The sequence below is a fragment of the Cellulophaga sp. 3_MG-2023 genome (assembly GCF_030546975.1).
In the GTDB taxonomy this organism is placed as follows: Bacteria; Bacteroidota; Bacteroidia; order Flavobacteriales; family Flavobacteriaceae; genus Cellulophaga.
Map to the genome: position 1 here is coordinate 72205 of NZ_JAUOPS010000003.1, position 21259 is coordinate 93463.

Annotated in this window: 16 protein-coding genes; 9 read left to right on the plus strand and 7 right to left on the minus strand. The window is 31.0% G+C overall.

Going from position 1 to position 21259, the window contains the following annotated elements:
* Nucleotides 1-4: 4 nt before the first annotated feature.
* Nucleotides 5-1255 (plus strand): PepSY domain-containing protein, encoded by a 1251-nt coding sequence (locus tag Q4487_RS10030; RefSeq protein ID WP_303542286.1) that lies wholly within the window; start codon nucleotides 5-7, stop codon nucleotides 1253-1255.
* Between the two features lie 29 nt (nucleotides 1256-1284).
* Here the strand turns inward: Q4487_RS10030 and Q4487_RS10035 are convergent, their stop codons facing one another.
* A complete protein-coding gene (locus Q4487_RS10035; protein ID WP_303542284.1) occupies nucleotides 1285-3495 on the minus strand; it encodes a SulP family inorganic anion transporter in 2211 nt (736 codons plus the stop codon).
* The gene (locus Q4487_RS10040; protein ID WP_303542283.1) at nucleotides 3479-4354 is read right to left on the minus strand and encodes a universal stress protein; all 876 of its coding nucleotides are present in this window, start codon (nucleotides 4352-4354) and stop codon (nucleotides 3479-3481) included. The genes Q4487_RS10035 and Q4487_RS10040 overlap by 17 nt, the downstream gene beginning before the upstream one ends.
* Nucleotides 4355-4457: 103 nt before the next feature.
* Here Q4487_RS10040 and Q4487_RS10045 point away from each other — a divergent pair, with 103 nt between their 5' ends.
* From Q4487_RS10045 to Q4487_RS10060, 4 genes are all read left to right on the plus strand, one after another.
* Nucleotides 4458-6311, plus strand: a complete 1854-nt coding sequence (locus tag Q4487_RS10045; RefSeq protein ID WP_303542281.1) for a sodium:proton antiporter — start codon at nucleotides 4458-4460, stop codon at nucleotides 6309-6311.
* Nucleotides 6312-6491: 180 nt separating this feature from the next.
* Nucleotides 6492-8846 carry an outer membrane beta-barrel protein gene (locus Q4487_RS10050; RefSeq protein WP_303542279.1) on the plus strand — a complete coding sequence of 785 codons (2355 nt, stop codon included), beginning with the start codon at nucleotides 6492-6494 and terminating at the stop codon, nucleotides 8844-8846.
* Nucleotides 8847-8861: 15 nt separating this feature from the next.
* Nucleotides 8862-9872: a sensor histidine kinase gene (locus Q4487_RS10055; RefSeq protein WP_303542277.1), complete on the plus strand. Its 1011-nt coding sequence runs from the start codon at nucleotides 8862-8864 to the stop codon at nucleotides 9870-9872.
* A 5-nt stretch (nucleotides 9873-9877) separates the two neighbouring features.
* The gene (locus Q4487_RS10060) at nucleotides 9878-10639 is read left to right on the plus strand and encodes a LytTR family DNA-binding domain-containing protein (protein ID WP_303542276.1); all 762 of its coding nucleotides are present in this window, start codon (nucleotides 9878-9880) and stop codon (nucleotides 10637-10639) included.
* 59 nt (nucleotides 10640-10698) lie between these two features.
* Here the strand turns inward: Q4487_RS10060 and lepA are convergent, their stop codons facing one another.
* Entirely contained in the window at nucleotides 10699-12495 is a 1797-nt protein-coding gene (gene lepA / locus Q4487_RS10065; RefSeq protein WP_100894425.1) for a translation elongation factor 4, read from the minus strand.
* Between the two features lie 232 nt (nucleotides 12496-12727).
* Here lepA and Q4487_RS10070 point away from each other — a divergent pair, with 232 nt between their 5' ends.
* The 3 genes from Q4487_RS10070 to Q4487_RS10080 all read left to right on the plus strand — a co-directional run bounded on the left by Q4487_RS10070 (nucleotide 12728) and on the right by Q4487_RS10080 (nucleotide 17463).
* Nucleotides 12728-15850 carry a class I SAM-dependent DNA methyltransferase gene (locus Q4487_RS10070; RefSeq protein ID WP_303542274.1) on the plus strand — a complete coding sequence of 1041 codons (3123 nt, stop codon included), beginning with the start codon at nucleotides 12728-12730 and terminating at the stop codon, nucleotides 15848-15850.
* Nucleotides 15851-15852: 2 nt separating this feature from the next.
* The gene (locus Q4487_RS10075) at nucleotides 15853-16473 is read left to right on the plus strand and encodes a hypothetical protein (RefSeq protein WP_303542272.1); all 621 of its coding nucleotides are present in this window, start codon (nucleotides 15853-15855) and stop codon (nucleotides 16471-16473) included.
* A 159-nt stretch (nucleotides 16474-16632) separates the two neighbouring features.
* Nucleotides 16633-17463: an OmpA family protein gene (locus Q4487_RS10080; RefSeq protein WP_303542270.1), complete on the plus strand. Its 831-nt coding sequence runs from the start codon at nucleotides 16633-16635 to the stop codon at nucleotides 17461-17463.
* A 69-nt stretch (nucleotides 17464-17532) separates the two neighbouring features.
* Here the strand turns inward: Q4487_RS10080 and Q4487_RS10085 are convergent, their stop codons facing one another.
* From Q4487_RS10085 to Q4487_RS10100, 4 genes are read right to left on the minus strand one after another with little or no spacing between them, the layout of a single operon-like run.
* Nucleotides 17533-17754, minus strand: coding sequence for a hypothetical protein (locus tag Q4487_RS10085; protein ID WP_303542268.1), 222 nt, complete (start codon nucleotides 17752-17754; stop codon nucleotides 17533-17535).
* A gap of 10 nt (nucleotides 17755-17764) precedes the next feature.
* Nucleotides 17765-17980: a hypothetical protein gene (locus tag Q4487_RS10090; RefSeq protein WP_100894428.1), complete on the minus strand. Its 216-nt coding sequence runs from the start codon at nucleotides 17978-17980 to the stop codon at nucleotides 17765-17767.
* Nucleotides 17977-19371, minus strand: coding sequence for a radical SAM protein (locus Q4487_RS10095; RefSeq protein ID WP_303542265.1), 1395 nt, complete (start codon nucleotides 19369-19371; stop codon nucleotides 17977-17979). The genes Q4487_RS10090 and Q4487_RS10095 overlap by 4 nt, the downstream gene beginning before the upstream one ends.
* Nucleotides 19343-20116, minus strand: a complete 774-nt coding sequence (locus Q4487_RS10100) for a prolipoprotein diacylglyceryl transferase family protein (protein WP_303542263.1) — start codon at nucleotides 20114-20116, stop codon at nucleotides 19343-19345. The genes Q4487_RS10095 and Q4487_RS10100 overlap by 29 nt, the downstream gene beginning before the upstream one ends.
* 59 nt (nucleotides 20117-20175) lie before the next feature.
* Here Q4487_RS10100 and dusB point away from each other — a divergent pair, with 59 nt between their 5' ends.
* Nucleotides 20176-21168 carry a tRNA dihydrouridine synthase DusB gene (gene dusB / locus Q4487_RS10105; protein ID WP_100894431.1) on the plus strand — a complete coding sequence of 331 codons (993 nt, stop codon included), beginning with the start codon at nucleotides 20176-20178 and terminating at the stop codon, nucleotides 21166-21168.
* Nucleotides 21169-21259: the final 91 nt, after the last annotated feature.

Sequence of the window (21259 nt, forward strand, 5' to 3'; positions counted from 1 at the left end):
TAAAATGATAGAGAAAAATAGAAAGTTAAACCAATGGCTATGGAAATGGCACTTTATAGCTGGCTTAGTAGCATTACCCTTTGTTTTTTTATTGGCAATAACTGGCGGTATTTATTTGTTTAAAGAAACATATGATGCTCCAAAACAAGCGCATATAACAACAGTAGAAGACAGAGGTAAACTTGTTAGTTTTCAAGAACAATGGCAAGTAGCAAAAAACGTGTCTAAACGGCCACCAAATACTATGGTAGTTCCTACACAAAAAAATGAAGCTACAGAGTTTATTACAGGAAGATTTAGCCATAAAACAAGTACTTATATAAACCCTTTTAAAAATAAAGTTACAGGTTCTATAAAACCAAAGGACTCTAATATGCATATTGTTAGAAAACTGCACGGAGAACTTTTATTGGGTAAGTTTGGAACCAAAATAGTAGAGCTTGTTGCTAGTTGGCTTTTTGTGTTAATTATAACCGGAGTTTATGTTTTTTGGCCCAATAAAAAACAAGGGATAAAAGGTTTTTTTACCATACGACTTAAAGAAGGCAAACGTACATTATATAGAGATTTACATACCGTTTTTGGTTTTTGGATATCTATTTTGTTACTACTAACCTTGGCAGGAGGTATGCCTTGGACAGATGTTTTTGGTGATAATTTTAGAAGTTTACAAAATGCCACTAATACAGGATTTCCAGCAACGTGGGATGGTAAAAGTTTAGAATCTACTGTAAAAGGTAACCCTATTTCTTTAGACGAAATGGTTGTAAAGGCAAAGGCCTTAAAGTTAAAAGGTAAATTAAATATAGGTTTGCCAGCAAGTGATAAAGGCGTTTATACTGTGTTTAATGAAACCTTTGACTTGGATAAACAAAAACGGTTTCATTTTGATCAATATTCTGGAGTACAGTTGCTAAAACACAATTGGGAAGATGTAGGTGTTTTAATGCGCGGTAGAATGTGGGTTATGGCTTTTCATCAAGGGCAATTTGGACTTTGGAACTGGATTTTAATGCTTGGTGTTGCAATATTACTAGCTTTTGTTAGTGTAGCAGGATTACTATCATACCTAAAAAGAAAGAAAAAAGGAGAATGGGGCGTACCTAAAGTTCCTGCAAAGTTTAAAGTTGGCTACGGTATAATGGCTATAATTGCTTTGCTATCTGTTATTTTTCCTTTGTTTGGTATAAGTGTAGTATTAATAATAGTTGTAGATTTTTTTAAAAGGAAAAAACGAACAATAATGCAGAACTAAATAAAAAGGGAGCATTTTGCTCCCTTTTTTTATTGTAAAATTTGATGCAATTGCTTTCCAAAATATAGCATTGCTTTAACTTCTTGTACACTTAATAAGCGTTCCTTTTTTATAATTAGTAGCGCAGACCCATTACACTCTATGTGGTAATAAGGATTACTTTCTAAAAATAGAATAAGCTCATTTGTAAATAGCTGTTGTATTTGAGCTGGCTTTTCACCACTTAGATAAAATCTACGGTTAAAATCTGGGTGGTTATCTATGCTCAACTCTTTAAAACCAGCTAAGCTGTAAAGGTATTTTATAAGTCCTTCTTTATCTAAAGTAAAAACAGGTACTTCCCTATCTAATTTTATATGTAAAACAGTAGTTTTTATTACTTCTCGGGCAATAAATGCACCTTCAGTAAACTCTACGTCCATAAGAGCAACCTTGCTGTTTTTTGCAATAAGCTGATTGTAAAAATAACGTATTTCTCTACTTTTAAAGAAAACAAAATCGGTGAAAAAACTAGCATTTTTATTTTTCTCTGGTATGTAATTCCATTTAAAATCTGAAGCTGTATTTTTAAGCAGTAACTGCCTTTTGGTAAGGTTACCACCAACTGGAGCTAATTTTGTAGCAAACGGAAGTATTTTACGTATGGCAAATGGGTGTGCAGAGTCGGTACCATGCTTATCTAGCCCAATAAGCTCTATACTACCACCCTTTTTACTAAATGTGTCTATATAACCCTCTAGACCTTCCATAACAGTGTGGTCTACAAAATTACACATAGAAAAATCTAAAACTACATCATTATCTTCTGGTATAGCATCTAGTTTATTTTTTAGTTTGTAAAAATTTAAAAAGCTACAAAAATATTTTACACTAATATAAAAGTTACCACCATCTGGCTCTTTATACATTAAAATATTTGGTTTTAATAAGTTGCTAAAAAATAAAGAAAAGCTTTTGTTTAGTATTACGTGAATTAAAAAAGTAATTAAAATACCTGCACTTATACCAGTAATTAGGTTTGTAAACAATGTTGTTAAAAGCGTAACTAAAAATATAATTATTTGCTCTTTACCAATTTTAGCAACTTTTTGTAATGTTTTTGGTGTAGCTAATTTATAACCTGTATATACCAAAATAGCAGCTAAGGCAGCTAAAGGTATTTTACGTAATTGTTCCTGAAAAAGCAGCACAAAAGCAGCTAAAAAGAATGCATGAAAAAAGTTTGCAGACCTATTAGTAGCACCATTATTAACATTTACAGAACTACGAGCAATAACGGTTACAACGTTTATACCACCTAAAAAACCACTAGCAATAGAGGCTACACCTAAGGCTTTTAAGTCTCTATTTACATTAGAACGCCTGTTTAAAGGGTCTAACTTATCTACAGCTTTTATACTAAGTAAAGATTCTATACTTGCAATAAGCGTGATAGAAAAAACGGCTATTATAAAATTAGGTTGGTATATTTTTGAAAAATCTGGAAAAGCTAAATTAGAAGTAACATCTTCAGGTATTTTTACCAAAAAATCTTGGGTTAACGGATAATTAATATCTAAACCACCCAACAAATAACTAAGTCCAACTACAAGCACAATAATCCACATAGGAGCAGGTATAAGCTGAAAGTATTTGTTTCTAATTTTAGCATAAAAAACCATAATTAGTAAACTAACAATACCAATTGCAGCAGCAATTAAAACACTAATATCTGTGGTTATCCATAAATTTTGTATGCCTTCCGGAAACTGTTTTAGTAATGATACTATAGAGCCACTAGCACCATTATTGCCAAGCATTATATGAAACTGTTTAGAGAGGATTCCTATACCAATTGCGGCAAGCATACCCTCTATAGCAGAGGCTGGGAAAAAATCTGCAAGACGGCCCATTTTTAAAAAACCAAGTATAATCATTACCAAGCCAGATACAATAATGGCAGCAAGTGTAAATAAATATCCTTGGTACAAATCACCATCACCTAAAGTGTAAATTGCACTTAATAAAACAATTACCATACCGTTACCAGGACCAGAAATTGTAACATTAGAGCCTCCTAAAATAGATACAATTAAGCCACCAACAATAGCGGCAATAACACCAGAAATTGGAGGTGCTTCACTAGCTAATGCTAAACCTAATCCTAAGGGTAATGCTATTAATGAAACTACAAAACCAGAAAATATGTTTTTAGGTAGTGCACTTACAAATGTTTTTGTTTTATTAGTTTTCGGAGTCAAATCGGTTACGTATTATAAATAAATCTGTTGGTAAGTCAGATAAAATATATTCTATATCATGAGGAAAAATACGATCTAAAATTCCTGTTTTAGACGGAGCATTCATTACCAATAAATCTGCTCTAACAATTTCAGCATAATGACCAATAGAGTATCCCCTTTTGCCAAAAATACCCTGGTTTTTAATTTTAATTCCCTTTTTACAAGTTTCAGGAATGTCTTTTACAATTTCTCTAACCCTTTGTTCTTCTCGGTGTTTTAATCGTTCTTTAACAATATTTACTTTTTTTAGTGTTTTATCATCCTGTACACTAACCTGAATATCTTTTTGCAAAATTTCTTCTACAATGGTTACTTGGGGAGCACCAAGTGCATCTGCAATATAAAAAGCGGAATTTATAGTAAGTGGTGTGTCTGGTGCATCTAAACCGTTTACAACAATATTTTTACAAGGTACACGCTCTATAGATGGCTTAATAAGCAGTAAAACAGAACAACATACTTTACGCGTAAGCTTACGAGCAATAGAACCTACGTAAAATTTAAACATATTTTCTTTTTGTAGTGCTCCAAGAATTAGCAAATCTATACTACTTGTTTTACAGGCATTTGTAATTACATCTATAGGGTCTCCATTTTCCCATTTAACCTCTATATCTAAATTCTTATATTCTGTTTTGTTTAAAAAAGATGCAATTTTGGTTTCTTTTTCTGAAGTTTTAGAACCAACATGAAGCAGTATTAACTTGGCCTTAAAAAAATGTGCTATCCTTGTAGTCTCCAAAATATTTATTTCTAATTTTGGGGAGAAAGCAAATCCAAAAAGAATCGTTTTAAAAGGACGATTTTTGTAAACCATAAACTAAATTTAGCCCAAGATAGTACAATTATACAAGAAAAGTAATCTGTTCATAAAAATTGCTTTTTAAAATTAAAATGCTATTTTTCAAAAAAAATAAATTATGCTGGAATTAGCCGGAATTATAATATTAGGAATACTAGCACAGTGGTTTGCTTGGAAATTAAAATTACCTGCAATTTTACCCTTAATTTTAATAGGGTTAATAGTGGGGCCAATATCCACTCTTTTTACAGAAGATAACAGTAAAATTATTGAACCAATTTGGAACGGAACAACAGGTCTTTTTCCTGGTGATAGTTTGTACTACTTTGTATCTCTTGCAATTAGTATTATTTTGTTTGAAGGTGGTTTAACTTTAAAAAGATCAGAGATTAAAAATATAGGTCCTGTAATTTCTAAGTTAATAACCATTGGTTCTTTAGTTACGTTTTTTGGCGCAGGTGTTGCTGCCCATTATATTTTAGGTTTAAGTTGGTCAATTTCATTTTTATTTTCAGGATTAATTATAGTAACTGGCCCAACGGTAATAACTCCTATTTTAAGAAACATACCTTTAAAAAAAGATATTTCTGCAGTCCTTAAATGGGAAGGTATTTTAATAGATCCAATTGGTGCTTTAGTTGCCGTTTTGGTATATGAGTTTATTAGTGTTGGTGGTGGTGGAGACTTTACGTTTACTGCTTTAATAGAGTTTGGTAAAATACTTTTATTTGGTACCACTTTTGGTTTTACGTTTGCACACGGTTTAACAGCTGCTGTAAAACGTAATTTTATTCCGCATTATTTACTTAATGTGGTGTCTTTATCTGTAGTATTACTTGTATTTGTAATGTCTGATGTTTTTGCACACGAATCTGGTTTACTAGCCGTAGTAGTGATGGGTATGGTAATGGGTAACACAGACTTACCTAATATTAAAGAGTTACTTTATTTTAAAGAATCTTTAAGTGTACTGTTAATATCTATCTTATTTATATTGTTATCTGCTAATATTAACATAGCAGATTTAGAGCTTATTTTTAATTGGGGTACTTTAATACTTTTTGCAGTTATTGTATTTGTTGTAAGGCCACTTGGTGTGTTTTTAAGCACAAGAGGATCTAACCTTCATTTAAAAGAAAAACTTTTTATTAGCTGGGTTGGTCCAAGAGGTATTGTAGCAGCAGGTATAGCGTCATTATTTGGTTCTAAATTATTTTCTAAGGGTGTTCCTGGTGCAGACTATATTACTCCTTTGGTTTTTGTTATAGTATTAGGTACAGTTTTACTTAATGCAACTACCGCAAGGATGTTTGCAAAATTGGTTGGTGTTTTCTTAAAAAGATCAGAAGGTATTTTAATTATTGGAGGGTCTAAATTATCTAGATTAATAGCAAATTATTTAAAAGACCACAACAGACACGTAGTATTAATAGACAATAACCAAACCAATATAAGCAAAGCAAAAAAGTTAGGTTTAGACGCTATTAACGCCAATATTTATTCAGATTCTTTAACAGATAATATAGAGTTGAGTGATATGGGCTATGTTATGGCGCTTACTGCAAACTCTGATATTAACAATTTTGCAGTTAAAAAGTTTGAAAAGCAATTTGGTGAAAATGGTTCTTTTAGATTGGTAAATTCTGATGAGATGAACGATCCAGAGAATAACCCTAAAGAAGGTTTATTTTCTCATACAGATGATTTTATTAAGTTGATGGAAGCAGCACGTAAATACCCAACAATACACGAAATAAAATTAAAAGACCAAACCCATTATGAAGGTTTAATAGAGATTACAAAGGCCGATGAAAATATTATTCCAATATTTTTAAAATCACCAGATGGTGAGTTACATATTATACCAGCATTTAGTACATCTTTTACAGATATTACAGAAGGTTATGAACTTGTTTACTTAGGTAAAATGTTCGATGTAGATAAGCACGCAGACATATCTGAAGAAGAATAAAAAACAAATATTGTAAATAAAAAAGGCTTCCTGTTACAGGAAGCCTTTTTAGTTTTTAGCAATTACAATTGGTCATTAAAAAAATAGGGTTCAGCCCCTTTTTATCCCAATTTATCAGAAAATGATTTTTATAAGTGCTTAATTCATATACTTTTATAGCATCAATCATTATCAACAGTCATGAAAACGTTAACAAAAACTATTTTTATTTTACTTCTGGGTGTAATATCAACTCAAGCACAAAACAAAATTTTAGGTAAAATAACAGAGAACAATTTGCCATTAGAATACGCCAACGTAATATTATACAATCAATCTACTAAAGAGGTTGTTACTGGTACCATATCAGACAAGCAAGGTGTGTATGCCTTTAACTCTATAAAAAACGGCACATATTATATAGAGGTGTCTATGCTTGGTTTTAAAACCAAAACATCTAAAGAATTCCAATTATCCACAGATAAAGAACTAAATTTTACTTTAAATGAAGAGGCAGAATCTTTAAACGAGGTTGTTGTAAAAAGCAAACGACCCGTAATTAGACAAACTGCAGAAAAACTTATTGTAGACTTAGAAAATTCTGAGATGATAAATTCTAATTTAAAAGATGTAATGAAACGCGTGCCTGGTGTAATTGTAACCAATAACGGTATAAGCTATGCTGGACAAAATAATATTAGAATTTTAATTAACGGTAAAACTACCGACTATATGGATATGAGTACGTTGCTACGCGATATGCCTGCAGATAACATAGCCAGAGTAGAAATGGTAGAACAACCTGGTGCCGAGTTTGATGCAGCGGGTTCTGGACCAGTAATAAACATAATACTAAAAAAAAATGTAAGGCTAGGTACTAACGGTACTGTTGTAGGTTGGGTAGGAGAAGATGAAGGAGTAGAGTATGGTACAAGTGCTTCTATTGGTAGTTATAAAAACAAGTTAAATTGGCAAGCAAGTGCAGGGTATTCTAGTCCTACTTGGAGAGAAGATTTATTTATTAAAAGGACCGTAGATGGTGCAACTTATGACCAAGCTACAATAGAGCCTTACAACCCTAAAACTGCAAGAGTAAGCGGTAGTGTAGATTACTATATTACAGAAGAACATACTATAGGTGTTGGCGTTAGAAATATTAATACAAACTCGGACCGTAACTCTAAAAGCTCTAATATCATAACAAGTAATAACGGAACAGATTATTTACTGTCACAAAATAGTTTTAACAGGGACCAAGTAGTTTTTAATGTAAATCCTTATTATGAATACAAGACAGATAAACAAAAATTAGCAGTAGATTTTAATTTTGTAGATTATACAAATGATAATCTTAATACCATATCTTCTTTAGATGGTAGTACAGTTCCTTATACAAATCAGCGTTATTTGCAAGACGGTGAATATCAAATAAAAACATATAAAATAGACTACTCTAAGCAATTTACAGAAAACTTTAAACTTAGTTTTGGTAGTAAATACGCAGATGTAGACACAGATAGCGATTTAATGTCTTTTAGTGAAGATACAAACGGAGAATTTGTTTTTAATGAAGATGCTAGTAATAGGTTTTTGGTAGAAGAAAATATTTTTGCATTGTATTCTAAATTAAATGTTACTAGCGGAGAATGGTCTTTTTCTGGTGGCTTACGTTTTGAAGATAGCAACACAAAAGGAACTTCTAACAGCACAAACGAGACCAGAGAGCGTAAAATATCTAAATTGTTCCCTAGTGCATCTGTAAGTAAAAAACTAGGGGAAAGCCTAAGTGCTAATGTTGCTTATAGCTATCGTATTAGTAGACCAAGTTACAGTACACTAAACTCTTTTGTAACGTATTATGATCCGCTTTCTTCAGATGTTGGTAATGAAAATTTAAAACCAGCTTTTACCAATAATTATCAGTTTAACTTAACTTTTGATGGTCAGCCGTTTTTTACTATTGGTTATAGTGAAACTAAGGACGCTATGTTTCAATACGTATCACAAAATACAGAAACTGCAGAAATTAGCAGAACAACCATAAACTTAACAGACAGTGAAAACTGGAACTTTAGACTATTTGGACCATTAAGTTTTATAAAAGGCGTAGATGGGTACACTGGGTTTATTGTAAATTACAACAAGCTAGAGTCTGTACCAGATAATCTAAATTTAGATAAATGGAGCTTAATTTGGTTTACACAGGCTAGTTACGAGCTTCCCTGGGAAATTAACGCAGAAATAAGTGGTAATTACGGTACAGGAGCATTAGATGGTGGTTTAGATGTAGACTGGTTTGCGGGCATAGATTTTTCTTTAGGTAAAACCTTTTTAGATGACAGACTAAAAGTAAACCTAGGACTAAGTAAAATACTTAATAGAGGCTATGTTGGTAAAATAAATTATAATAATTTAAATGCAGATATAGAGAGTAACGAGTCTAGAAGAAACGTACAATTAAGAGTATCTTACAGTTTTGGATCTAGATATGGCAAGCAGAAAAACAGAGAAAACTCATCTAAAGAGGAGCAAAATAGAATTGAGGACAACAACTAATACACTAGCTGTTTAATGAACAAAAAATTAAATAAATCTGATCTTCTACTACTAGCGGTTTACTTTGCGGTATCCTTTTTTATACAAGGCAAAGACTATTATGAAAACGATTCTATGTTAAAGGAATATCTTTTCGATTTTCCGGCAGAATTAATAGGTGTTTGTAGTATAATTTTCTTGTTTGTATTTTGGCTAATCCCCAATTTTGTAACAAAGAAAAAATACATTTTGTTCGGTATTTTAGGTTTGCTTATTATAATTGTAATTTCCGGAATACAGTACACAATAGGTTTTTGGACAGGAGAAAACGATTGGAGTAAATTTCCGCGAGGCTTAGATTTTGTTTTAAAAATGATAGATAGGGGAGCCAACGATACTGCATTTCCATTTGCATTATTGCTTACTAAAAAGTTCTACGAAGGGCAAAACCAATTATTAAAGTTTGAAAAACAACAAAAAGAAAACGAGCTTAAGTTACTACGTTCACAAATAGATCCTCATTTTTTATTTAACAACTTAAATACATTAGATTCTTTAATAGATAGTGATACCCAAAGAGCAAAAGAATACATAAATCGTTTATCATTAATATACAGGTATTTAATAAAAACAAAAGATGCAGAGGTTATGGAGTTGGCTGAAGAAATTCAACTTGCAGAAAACTATATGTTTTTAATAAAAACGCGCTTTGGAAACGATTATGATTTTAAAATTGAAACCACAACTACTTTAAACAATAAATTTATACCAACAGGAGCCATACAAGCTTTATTAGAGAACGTTGTAAAGCATAACAAGCCTACAGCAGGTGATAGTATAAAAACAGTAATTTATATAGAGGAAAACGCTTTAAAAGTATGTAATACCAAATCTAGTATAATACCTAAAAATGAATCTTTTGGTATAGGTATAGATAATTTAAAAGCACGGTATAAATTACTATCAGATAAAGAGGTAATTATAATAAATACTGATAAAGAATTTTCGGTTTCTATTCCAGTAATTAAACTAATTGAAGATAATTAAAAGCAATGAAAATTTTAATTTTAGAAGATGAAATACCAGCTTTTCAAAAACTAGTTTCTTTTGTTAAAGATTATTTTAATGATGAGGTTGTGTATGACTGGGCAAGGTCTAACGCAGAAGGTAAGCTATTTTTAAATAGCAATACATATGATTTTATTTTGTCTGATATTCAATTATTAGATGGTGTTTCTTTTGATTTGTATAATGAGGTTAATATAGATGCACCAATTATATTTTGCTCTGCGCATGATGAGTATCTTTTTCAGGCATTTAACACAAATGGCATTGCTTATATTTTAAAGCCATACACACAATTAGATTTTAAAAAGGCGCTAGAAAAATACCAGGCACTATTTACCAAAGGAGATTACAACTCTTTATCACCAAAAACACTTACAAACCTTAAAATTGCTTTACAAGAAGAGCATAACAATTACAAAACAAGGTTTGTAATTAAAAAAGCAAATGGTATACAACTATTAATTGTGTCAGAAATTAGCACTATAGAAGCATCAGGAGATTTTTGTATTGCTACAGATGCAAAAGGAAAAAGACATACAATATCTTTAAATTTAGGCACAATACACCAACAATTACACCCTAATAAATTTTTTAAAATAAACCGAAGCCAAATTATAAGTATAGATTTTATAGACAATATAGAGAGTCATTTTAAAAACCGATTATTATTAAAAATGGTTGGTGTAAAAGAAAAAGTAATGACAAGCTCATCTACCACAGCAGAATTTAGAAAATGGTTAGAGTAATAAAATAAAAAACCTTCATTTGTTAAATGAAGGTTTTTGTATTGTATAAGGTAGTTGTATTAATCGTTAAGTTTTAATACAGCCATAAAAGCTTCTTGTGGTACTTCTACGTTACCAACCTGGCGCATACGTTTTTTACCTTTTTTCTGTTTTTCTAAAAGTTTACGCTTTCTAGATATATCACCACCATAACATTTAGCGGTAACATCTTTACGTAATGCTTTTGTTGTTTCTCTAGAGATAATTTTTGCTCCAATAGCAGCTTGTATAGGAATATCAAACTGTTGTCTTGGGATTAACTCTTTTAACTTCTCGCACATTTTTTTACCAATATGTACTGCATTGTCTGCGTGTATAAGAGCAGATAAAGCATCAACCGGTTGTGCATTTAATAAAATATCTACACGTACTAATTTAGAGGTACGCATACCAATTGGCGTATAATCAAAAGAGGCATATCCTTTAGAAACTGTTTTTAATCTATCATAAAAATCAAAAACAATTTCTGCAAGTGGCATATCAAAAGATAGCTCTACACGCTCTGGCGTTAAATACGTTTGGTTTGTAATTTGTCCTCGTTTTTCTATACATAAAGACATTACATTACCAACAAAGTCCGACTTTGTAATTATTGTAGCCTTAATATATGGTTCCTCTACACGGTCTATACTAGATGGGTCTGGTAAATCTGTAGGGTTATTAACAATAAGAGGAATATCTGGGTCTTTACGTGTAAATGCGTGGTAACTAACGTTAGGTACAGTAGTAATTACAGTCATATTAAACTCGCGCTCCAAACGTTCTTGTATAATCTCCATATGTAACATTCCTAAGAATCCACATCTAAAGCCAAAACCAAGTGCAGCACTACTTTCTGGTGCAAATACCAGTGAAGCATCATTTAGCTGTAATTTTTCCATTGAAGAACGTAATTCTTCAAACTCATCTGTATCTACAGGGTAAATACCAGCAAATACCATTGGTTTTACATCCTCAAAACCTGCAATTGCATTTTTTGTTGGGTTAACAGAGTCTGTAATAGTATCACCAACTTTAACCTCACGAGCATCTTTAATACCTGTAATTAAGTAACCAACATCACCAGCTTTTACACTTTTCTTAATTACCTGCGTTAACTTTAAGGTACCAACCTCATCTGCAAAATAACTTTTATCTGTAGCTACAAATTTTATCTTTTGTCCTTTTTTAATTTCACCATTTATAACTCTAAAATAAGTTTCTACACCTCTAAAAGGATTATAAACAGAGTCAAAAACTAAAGCTTGTAAAGGTTCGTCTATTTCACCAACAGGCGCAGGAATACGTTCTATTACAGCAGCCAAAATATTATCTACACCAAAGCCGGTTTTACCACTTGCGTGTATTACGTCTTCTGGAGCACAACCTAAAAGTTCTACAATATCATCTGTAACTTCTTCTGGGTTTGCACTAGGTAAATCTACTTTATTTAGAACCGGAATTATCTCTAAGTCGTTTTCTAAAGCAAGATATAAGTTAGATATAGTTTGTGCTTGTATACTTTGTGCAGCATCTACAATTAATAAAGCACCTTCACAAGCAGCAATAGATCTAGATACCTCGTAACTAAAATCTACGTGGCCAGGAGTGTCAATTAAATTTAAAACAAATTGTTCTCCTTTGTATTCAAAGTCCATTTGTATGGCGTGCGATTTTATGGTAATTCCACGTTCTCGCTCCAAGTCCATACTATCTAAAAGTTGATCTTGTTTTTCACGATCTGTTACAGAACCAGTATAGTCTAAAAGTCTATCTGCCAAGGTACTTTTCCCGTGATCTATGTGTGCAATAATGCAAAAATTTCGAATATTCTTCATATATAGTACTAAAGTAGCTGCAAATATAGTTTATATTTTACAGGTTATAAGGGTCTAAGTTTAAAGCACATCTAAAATTAATTAAGAACGAGTAGAAAAAGCATAGAAATAACTTTTAAATAAAAAGCATTCATTGTTAAGTTTTTTGCGAGTCAATTTTTTTAAATGATTAGTTTTGCAGAATAATAATGTTGTATTTTTAAAAAAACTACGGGAGGAACTATTAATGAATATGAAAGAAACAATAGATTTAATTGGTTTAAACAAAGCCATTTCTACTACTTCGAAAGAAAAGAATCTATCCGAAAGTAAATCTATTGTCTTGAACCAAGCAAAAGAGTTTGGCATAGATGCAGTTTATTTTAATACCGATGAAAACGACAATAGTTTTCCTGCTATATTCTTAAAAAAAGTAAACTCATTTAATATAGATTCATTAAAAGAAATTGCTAGTACTCACAAAAAAGCTTGGAACTTCAAAAAAGTACTATTTCTGTATGTTTACTCTGAAACAGAAATTCGTATTTATAACTGTTCTGAAAAACCTATCATCATCACTAAAGATGATTTTAATTTTGATAAAGAACTACAGAACATTGAAATAAAGTCTTATCAGTTTTCTGATAAACAACAAATTCAGGAACTTAATCAACTTTTTTCAACTATAGCAATTGACACAGGAATTATTTGGACTTTAGAAGAAGCTCAATTTGTCAGGAGTAAAATAAACTTACAACGTAGAGTAGATAAGTATTTGGTAGATAGTTTAGTTAATACATCTAATCAACTTCAAGATCAAGGTCTTGAAATTAATTTTATTCATAAAATCATTCTTCGTTCTTTATTTCTTTTATATCTGCAAGATAGAGGAGCTACAGACGAAAATTTTTATTCTAAAATTAGAAAAGGAGCAAAATCCTATTTTGACATTCTGAATGATGTAAATTCTACTTATGATTTATTCGATAAATTAGAAGAACATTTTAATGGTAATGTTTTTACTTTAGAAGATGGAGAAAACATATCTGCCAATCAACTTCAATTAATTAAAGAATGCTTTATTAGTGGTAATGATAACACACCGCAAATGAATCTATTTGAGGATTGGAGGCTGTTTGATTTTAGCATTATACAAATAGAATTACTAAGTGAAATTTATGAGAATTTCTTATTTAAAACTGACCCTGAATTAAAGAAAAAAACGGGAACATATTACACACCACCATCTTTAGTTGAATTTATTTTAAATGAGAAACTTCCTGTTAATAATGGAGAAACAAATTATGAAATAAAGATTTTAGACCCATCCTGTGGTTCTGGAATTTTTTTAGTAGAAAGTTTTAAGCGATTAGTAAAGCGATATGAGAATTCTAATAATGAAAAACTAACTGACTTTAATAAATTAAAAAAACTACTTACTGATAATATTTTTGGTATTGAATTGCATCCACAAGCGATTAAAGTTGCTGCTTTTAGTTTATACTTAGCTTTAGTAGATAATTTGAATCCTAAAAATATTTGGCAAAATAAAAATCATAGCTTACCAAATCTTATTAATAACCCAGAAGACAAATCATTAAAAACACAAGGCTCAAATTTATTTTGTAGAGATACTATTTCAGAAAATAAAGAAATAGAAAACATAGAATTTAATCTAGTAGTCGGAAATCCACCGTTTGGAACAACGAATTTACTTGAATCTGTAAAAAACTATTGTCAACAATTTGATTTTGCTAAAGAAATGGTTTTACCTTTTCTGCATAAATCGACAAAGTTTGCACCGAATGGTGAAGTTGCTCTAATATTTAATACCAAAGTTTTAACTAATACAGGAGGAACTTATCAAAACTTCAGGAAATGGTTATTTAATGATTGCTATGTAGAAAAAGTATATAATTTTTCTATACTTCGTAATGCAAAGAAAAACTTTGGCGGTCAATTATTTGGAGATGCAACAGGACCTATAAGTATTGTTTACTATCAAAAAGAGCAACCTATAAATCCTTCCGATAAAATCGCATACTATGCACCTAAAACTTATATCAAGTCAAATATCATTGAAGGTTTAAACATCGATTTCACAGATTTAAAACATCTTCCAAGAGAAGAATGTCAAAAACCTGACACCAAAATATGGAAGGTTGCAATGTGGGGAGGAAATCGAGATATAAAAATAGTAAGTAAGCTTTTAGAATCTGAAATCAATGTTAAATCATTTCTAAATAAAAATAACATCAATTATGGAGTGGGATTACAGCCCATAAATAAATCAACAACAAAGCCAATTATTGACAATGAAATATCTAATCTTCAATTCATCAGACCTGAAAAAATTGAAAGATTCTATACTGATAAAGGCAAGTATTCAAGTATCAATTCATTGCTAAAAAACAAAGAGACAATTGAAACTTATTTGAAATATTATTCTGTAGATAATATTCAGGATTTACCAAAAATAAATGTTTTCAGAAGAATAACAGGAAAGAATATTTATGAAGGCCCTATGCTATTAACAAAAGAGGGCTTAAAAGATAATCAACTTTGTTTTAGTTATTTAGACCATAGTGTAGCATATAACAGTACTGTTTTAGGTTTTAAATCAAAAGATAAGAGTCAACTTAGATTCCTTTCTTGCCTTTTAAATTCTGAATTAGCTACCTATTTTTTATTATTAATATCTAATTCTTGGGGAATTGAAAGAGAAAGAATTAAACCCAATGAAGTCTATGAATTTCCTATTGTAAATAATCAAGTTATTTTTAATAAATTGATTACCATTCACAAAAAAATAGAATCTAAAATAAAGACCACTATTTTAGAAGTAGATTATAGTAAACTAGAGGAAGATATTAATAATATGATTTATCAATTATATAATATTGATTCAATTGAAAAACAATCAATTAAAGATTTTATAAATTTTTCAGCAAATTTATTTCATAAACAGGAAAAATCAAGCACATTACTTCCTGCTCTTCAAAAACAATTAAATGTGTTTAGCTCATTAATTACTAATGAAATAAATAGTTTTCTTGATAAGCAAGGTTTATTCGCAAATGCTACAACCTATAATAATATTAATAGATTTAGTCCTTTAATGATGATTAAAATTTCTTTTGATGAAAAGAAAAGCGAAAATTTTCAATCAAATGAATTTATTGATGAGGAATTAAAAAAACTCGATAAACACTTATGGGAAGAAAAAGCCACTAATATCTATTTTAGAAAAAAACTCAACTATAAATCAGGGAACGATATTTATATTATTAGACCAAATCAACGAAGATTCTGGTCGCAATCAATGGCGTTAGAAGATGCTTCTGACTTAATTCTTGAAATTTTAAACGAGAATTAATTATGGCATTAAATTCCGCTATCGTCCAAAAATTTAGAAGTGCATTTGAGGATAAATGTTTTACCTTAATTGTTGAAGCTTATCAGTTTTCTTTAATAGAAAAAACTATTCTACTAAATTTAGATGAAAATGATATTACACAAGTATTGTTTGAAAGAATAAATACAAATCCTAAAAGAATTGATTTTAGAATATTTGCAACTCGTGAAGAACATTTATCTAAAGATGTAGAAATAAAGAAAGGCTTTGCTGATAAACTACCAAGAGTAGATTTAAAAATGTCTAATATAACCTCTAACCTTGAATTTAATTACTTTTTTGAAGCTAAACGATTAAAAGAGAGCGATTCTAAACTTAAAAGAAGCTACATAGATGAAGGGATGAATAGGTTTACTTCCAAAAAATATCCTACTGGCTGTATGTTAGGCTTCTTACTTCAAGGTAATGTAAACAAAACTGTAGAAGGTATTAACAAACTACTAATTAAAGACAAACGAAATACTCAAACTCTAAATTCTAAAAAGAATAACTTTCATAATGATTATTTTGAATCCAATCATATTGAAATTGGTGTTTTAAAACATTTGATATTTGATTTTACCAGTAACAAATCTCATTGTTAATTCATTCTTTTTAACCAAATATTTAAGTTTTACGGCTGTAAATTATTAATAAATTTACATTTTAACTTACTTGTTTTCAGTGTTTAAGGGTTCGTTTTAAAAATTAAAAAATCTATTTTAGACTTATTTACGTATCTACCTTAGAACAAAACAAAAATTATGAAGAAAATATCATTAGCACTAGCTGCAGTAGTTTTATTGGGATCATGTGTTTCTAAAAAGAAATATGTAGAATTACAACAAGCTCACGGTGAAACTAAAAGTCAATTAACCAAGACTGCAGTAGAAAAGGAAGAGTTAGAAGCTAAATTTGCTAAAATAGAAGCAAGAGTTGCTGATTATAATTCTAAAATAAATGCATTAACAGAAGATAACGATGCAAAATTAATTTCTGCAGACGGCGCTGTTATTTCTAACAACGTTAAAGCTAAAATGCGCGAGACTTTAAAAAATGTTAGTCCAGAACAATTAATGGGTGCTAAAACACTTAAAGATTCTATGAACTTAGCATTGTCTCACAATTTAAAAAAATCTATTGGTACAAATAGCTTAAATGAAGATGATGATATCGCAATTGATATTGATGATACTGTTGTTATGATTTCTATTTCTGATAAATTATTATTTAACACTGCTAGCTACAATGTAAGCAACAAAGCAGATGCTATTTTACAAAAATTAGCAGATGTTATTAACTCTGAACCAAGTATTGAAGTTATGGTAGAGGGTCATACAGATGCAAGATCTATTAGTACTCCTAAAGTAACAGATAACTGGGATTTAAGTGTATTAAGAGCAACATCTATTGTACGTAAGTTACAAACTAAATACAATGTAGCACCAGAAAAATTAATTGCATCTGGTAGAAGTAGTTATGTTCCTTTAGCGTCTAACGATACTAAAGAAGATAGAGCTAAAAACAGAAGAACTCGTATTGTAATCTTACCTAACATAGATAAGTTTTTTGCACTAATGGCTTCTAACGAATAAAACACACTAGCTAACAACTATAAATTGTTAAAGCGGAAATTCAATTAAGAATTTCCGCTTTTTTTATGTTTAAAAACTAGGAACGCTACATAGTCCAATACCAACAACCAAGTATACACCCGCTATTATAAAAAGTGTTTTGGCTGTTTTGGGTTTCTTTTTACGTAAAAATAAGCCTACTATTATACAAATTATTGCAGGTGATAATAACAATAAAATAATAAGTATTATAAGGGTTAGGTAGTCACCACTACCGTTGGGACTTTGATTTAACAATAGTGCATTTATCATCTATATTTATTTAATATCCTGTCATCATTGCACCACAAACACCCAGACTTATAAGCAGGTAAACGCCAGTTAAAATAAAAAATATTTTAGCAGCTTTTTTCTTTTTTTGTCCTAGCATTACAAAAGCAATAATTAAAAATAGCAATGCAGGGCCAAACATAATTAGCACTATTAAAATCACCAAGCCACCAAGGCCACCAACTTCTAAAGGTAATAATTGTATCATGCGTTTTCTTTTTGTAGTTCTTTAAGTCGTTCTATTTTATCATCTCTGTAAAAGAGGTTCATAGTTTCAAAAGGAATAATTTTATAGTCCTTGTTTACAATATGCACACACGATTTTTTAATGGCACGTACATCAAAATTATGCGCATCTATAAATTGCATAATTATTATTCTAAAAAGGTTGTCATATCCTAGTTCTGGCGCATCAATCTCTGGCAAGCAACACATAATAGATTTTAAATTTTCTGAGGCCTTATCTACAGAGTTTCCTGTGCTAAACAGCTCTATCATTTTACCGTGTAAAGCTTCATCTTGCTCATAAATAATGGTGTTTTTACCTTCGTTTAGTAAATCATCTGGGTTTATATAACGTGTTAACGGGCTAACCTCATCACCTAGTTTTAAAGCATAAGCCATAACCAAAGCATCTGGGTTACAAGGAACCGGAATTAAATCATCTGGTTCAAAAATTGGAGACTGCTCTAAAATATTACGGCGTACTTCTGTAAGTGTAATTCTATTTTCATCAACCTCAAAATTCTCTAACCTACCAGCAATTTGTGTTGGCTGAAAAGTAACACCCCTAACACACTTTTGTTTTAAGGCAAAATCTATGGTTTTACCCATTTCGTGGTCGTTTAACCCTTTTTGCAGTGTAACTACCAAAGTTGTAGCTAAATTTAACTTGTTAAGGTTTTCTATGGCTTTTAAGCGTGTATCTGCTAAGTCTGCACCTCTAAGCGTTTGTAATACATTATTGTCTAAAGAATCAAACTGCAAATAAATTTCAAAATCTGGTGCGTATGTTGCTAATTTTTCTGCAAAAGCAACATCTTTAGCAATTTTAATACCGTTAGTATTTACCATTAAATGTCTAATAGGTAAAGACTTGGCATAGTCCATAATTTCAAAAAAATTAGGGTGTATAGTAGGCTCACCACCACTAATTTGTACCACATCTGGCTCACCTTCATTCTTTACAATAACATCTAACATTTTTTTAATTTCCTCCAATGTTCTGTGTCTGCCATATGTTGGCGAAGAACCAGCGTAGCAAGTAGGGCAAGTAAGGTTGCAACGGTCTGTAACCTCTACAACGGTTAAACAAGAGTGTTGTTCATGATCTGGACACAAACCACAGTCGTACGGGCAACCATAATGCGTTTGCGTGTTAAATGTTTTAGGATACTCAGACGCTTTGTTGTAGTTTCTTATATTTTTATAATACTCAATATCATCAGCAATTAAAACCTTAGACCTACCGTGTTCTTTACAGTTTTTAAGCATATACACCTTATCATTCTCAAAAACAATTTTAGCATCTACACGCCTTAAACATTCTGGACAAAGGCTTAATGTAAAATCATAATAGGTGTAATTTTTTTGCGACATATAGGAGTGTTTTGCAGATGAATTTATAATAGTATAAAAAACAAATTACGCATAAATATTGAATACTACTTAGTCCTAATATTAGAAACTCATTTGGTTTTAAAAATTCAATACAAAAACGAAATAAGAAGTACGCAATCATAAAAAACTTAAAATAACTACCGTTCTCTATACTTATTTTTTTATTTTGATGTGTTTTTAGAGCGATAAAAAGTAGTATTAAAAACACAACTTCATACAGCGCAATAGGGTGCCTTAGAACGCCATCACCTAAATCTAAACCAAAGATTGAAGAAGTTTGCACACCATAGGTAAACTCTTTAATACCAGATAAAAAACAACCAATACGGCCTATAATTATACCTACAATTATAGGTAGTGTAAACAAATCGCCAGAAGACGTTTTCTCTCCAATTATTTTTTTAGCAATTTCTACCCCTAATAATCCACCAAATAAACCACCCATTATAGTTTTATTGTTTACAATAGCAATAAAACCTTGTGTAGCGTGCAACGGAGGATTTTCTAAAAAACCTATAAGCCTAGATAAAAATAGCGCACCAAAAACAGCACCTATTAGTATAGATAATCTATTTAAGCTACTAATTGTATCTGTACTATTTTTACGTAGAAAAACGTAATATCTAAAGCCAATAAAAAATGCCAAATACTCTAAAATAAGGTGTACGTTTAAGTGGTAACCAAAAACCACAGGCTCATAAGGCAGTAAAAATTGTAATGGCATAAGGCTAAGATAGAATGTTTTCTGTTTTTTAGGTAGCGGATATGTTGTAAATTTGCCAAATGCCAAAAATAGGAGACATACAGTTACCAGAATTTCCGTTGTTGTTAGCACCAATGGAAGATGTAAGCGACCCACCATTTAGAGCTTTGTGTAAAGAACAAGGAGCAGATGTTGTGTATACAGAGTTTATTTCATCAGAAGGTTTAATACGTGACGCTGCAAAAAGCGTTATGAAATTAGATATTTATGAGAAAGAACGACCTGTGGGAATTCAAATTTTTGGTGCAAACTTAGATTCTATGTTGCGCTCTGTAGAGATTGTAGAAAAATCTAACCCAGATATTATAGACATTAACTTTGGTTGCCCTGTAAAAAAGGTAGTAAGTAAAGGTGCTGGTGCAGGTATTTTAAAAGACATAGATTTAATGGTAAAGCTTACCGATGCAATGGTAAAGCATACCAAATTACCTGTTACGGTAAAAACCCGCTTAGGTTGGGATGCAGACTCTATAAAAATTGTTGAGGTTGCAGAACGTTTACAAGATGTAGGCTGTGCTGCAATAGCAATACACGGCAGAACCAGAGTACAAATGTACAAAGGTAATGCAGACTGGAAACCTATTGCACAAGTTAAAAATAACCAGCGTATGCATATACCTGTTTTTGGTAATGGTGATGTAGACTCTCCAGAAGCTGCTGTAAAAATGAGAGATGAATACGGTTTAGATGGTGCAATGATTGGTAGAGCAAGTATTGGTTATCCGTGGTTTTTTAATGAGGTTAAACACTTTATAAAAACAGGAGAACACAAAGCACCACCAACAATGCAAGAACGCGTAGACGCTGCTCGTAGACACTTACAAATGTCTATAGATTGGAAAGGAGAAAAACTAGGTGTTTTTGAAACCCGTAGGCATTATACCAATTACTTTAAAGGGATACCAGATTTTAAACAGTACCGTATGAAAATGGTAACTAGTGACGACTCTGTAGATGTTTTTGCTACTTTTGATGAGGTTTTAGATAAGTTTGGTGATCATCAGTTTTCTTAATCTAAAGTATTAACTAATAGCACTTTTAATTTTTATTTTAAATACTTAGAAAGTAGTATAAGGTGTGGTGTTTTGTTAGGTACAGACCTAA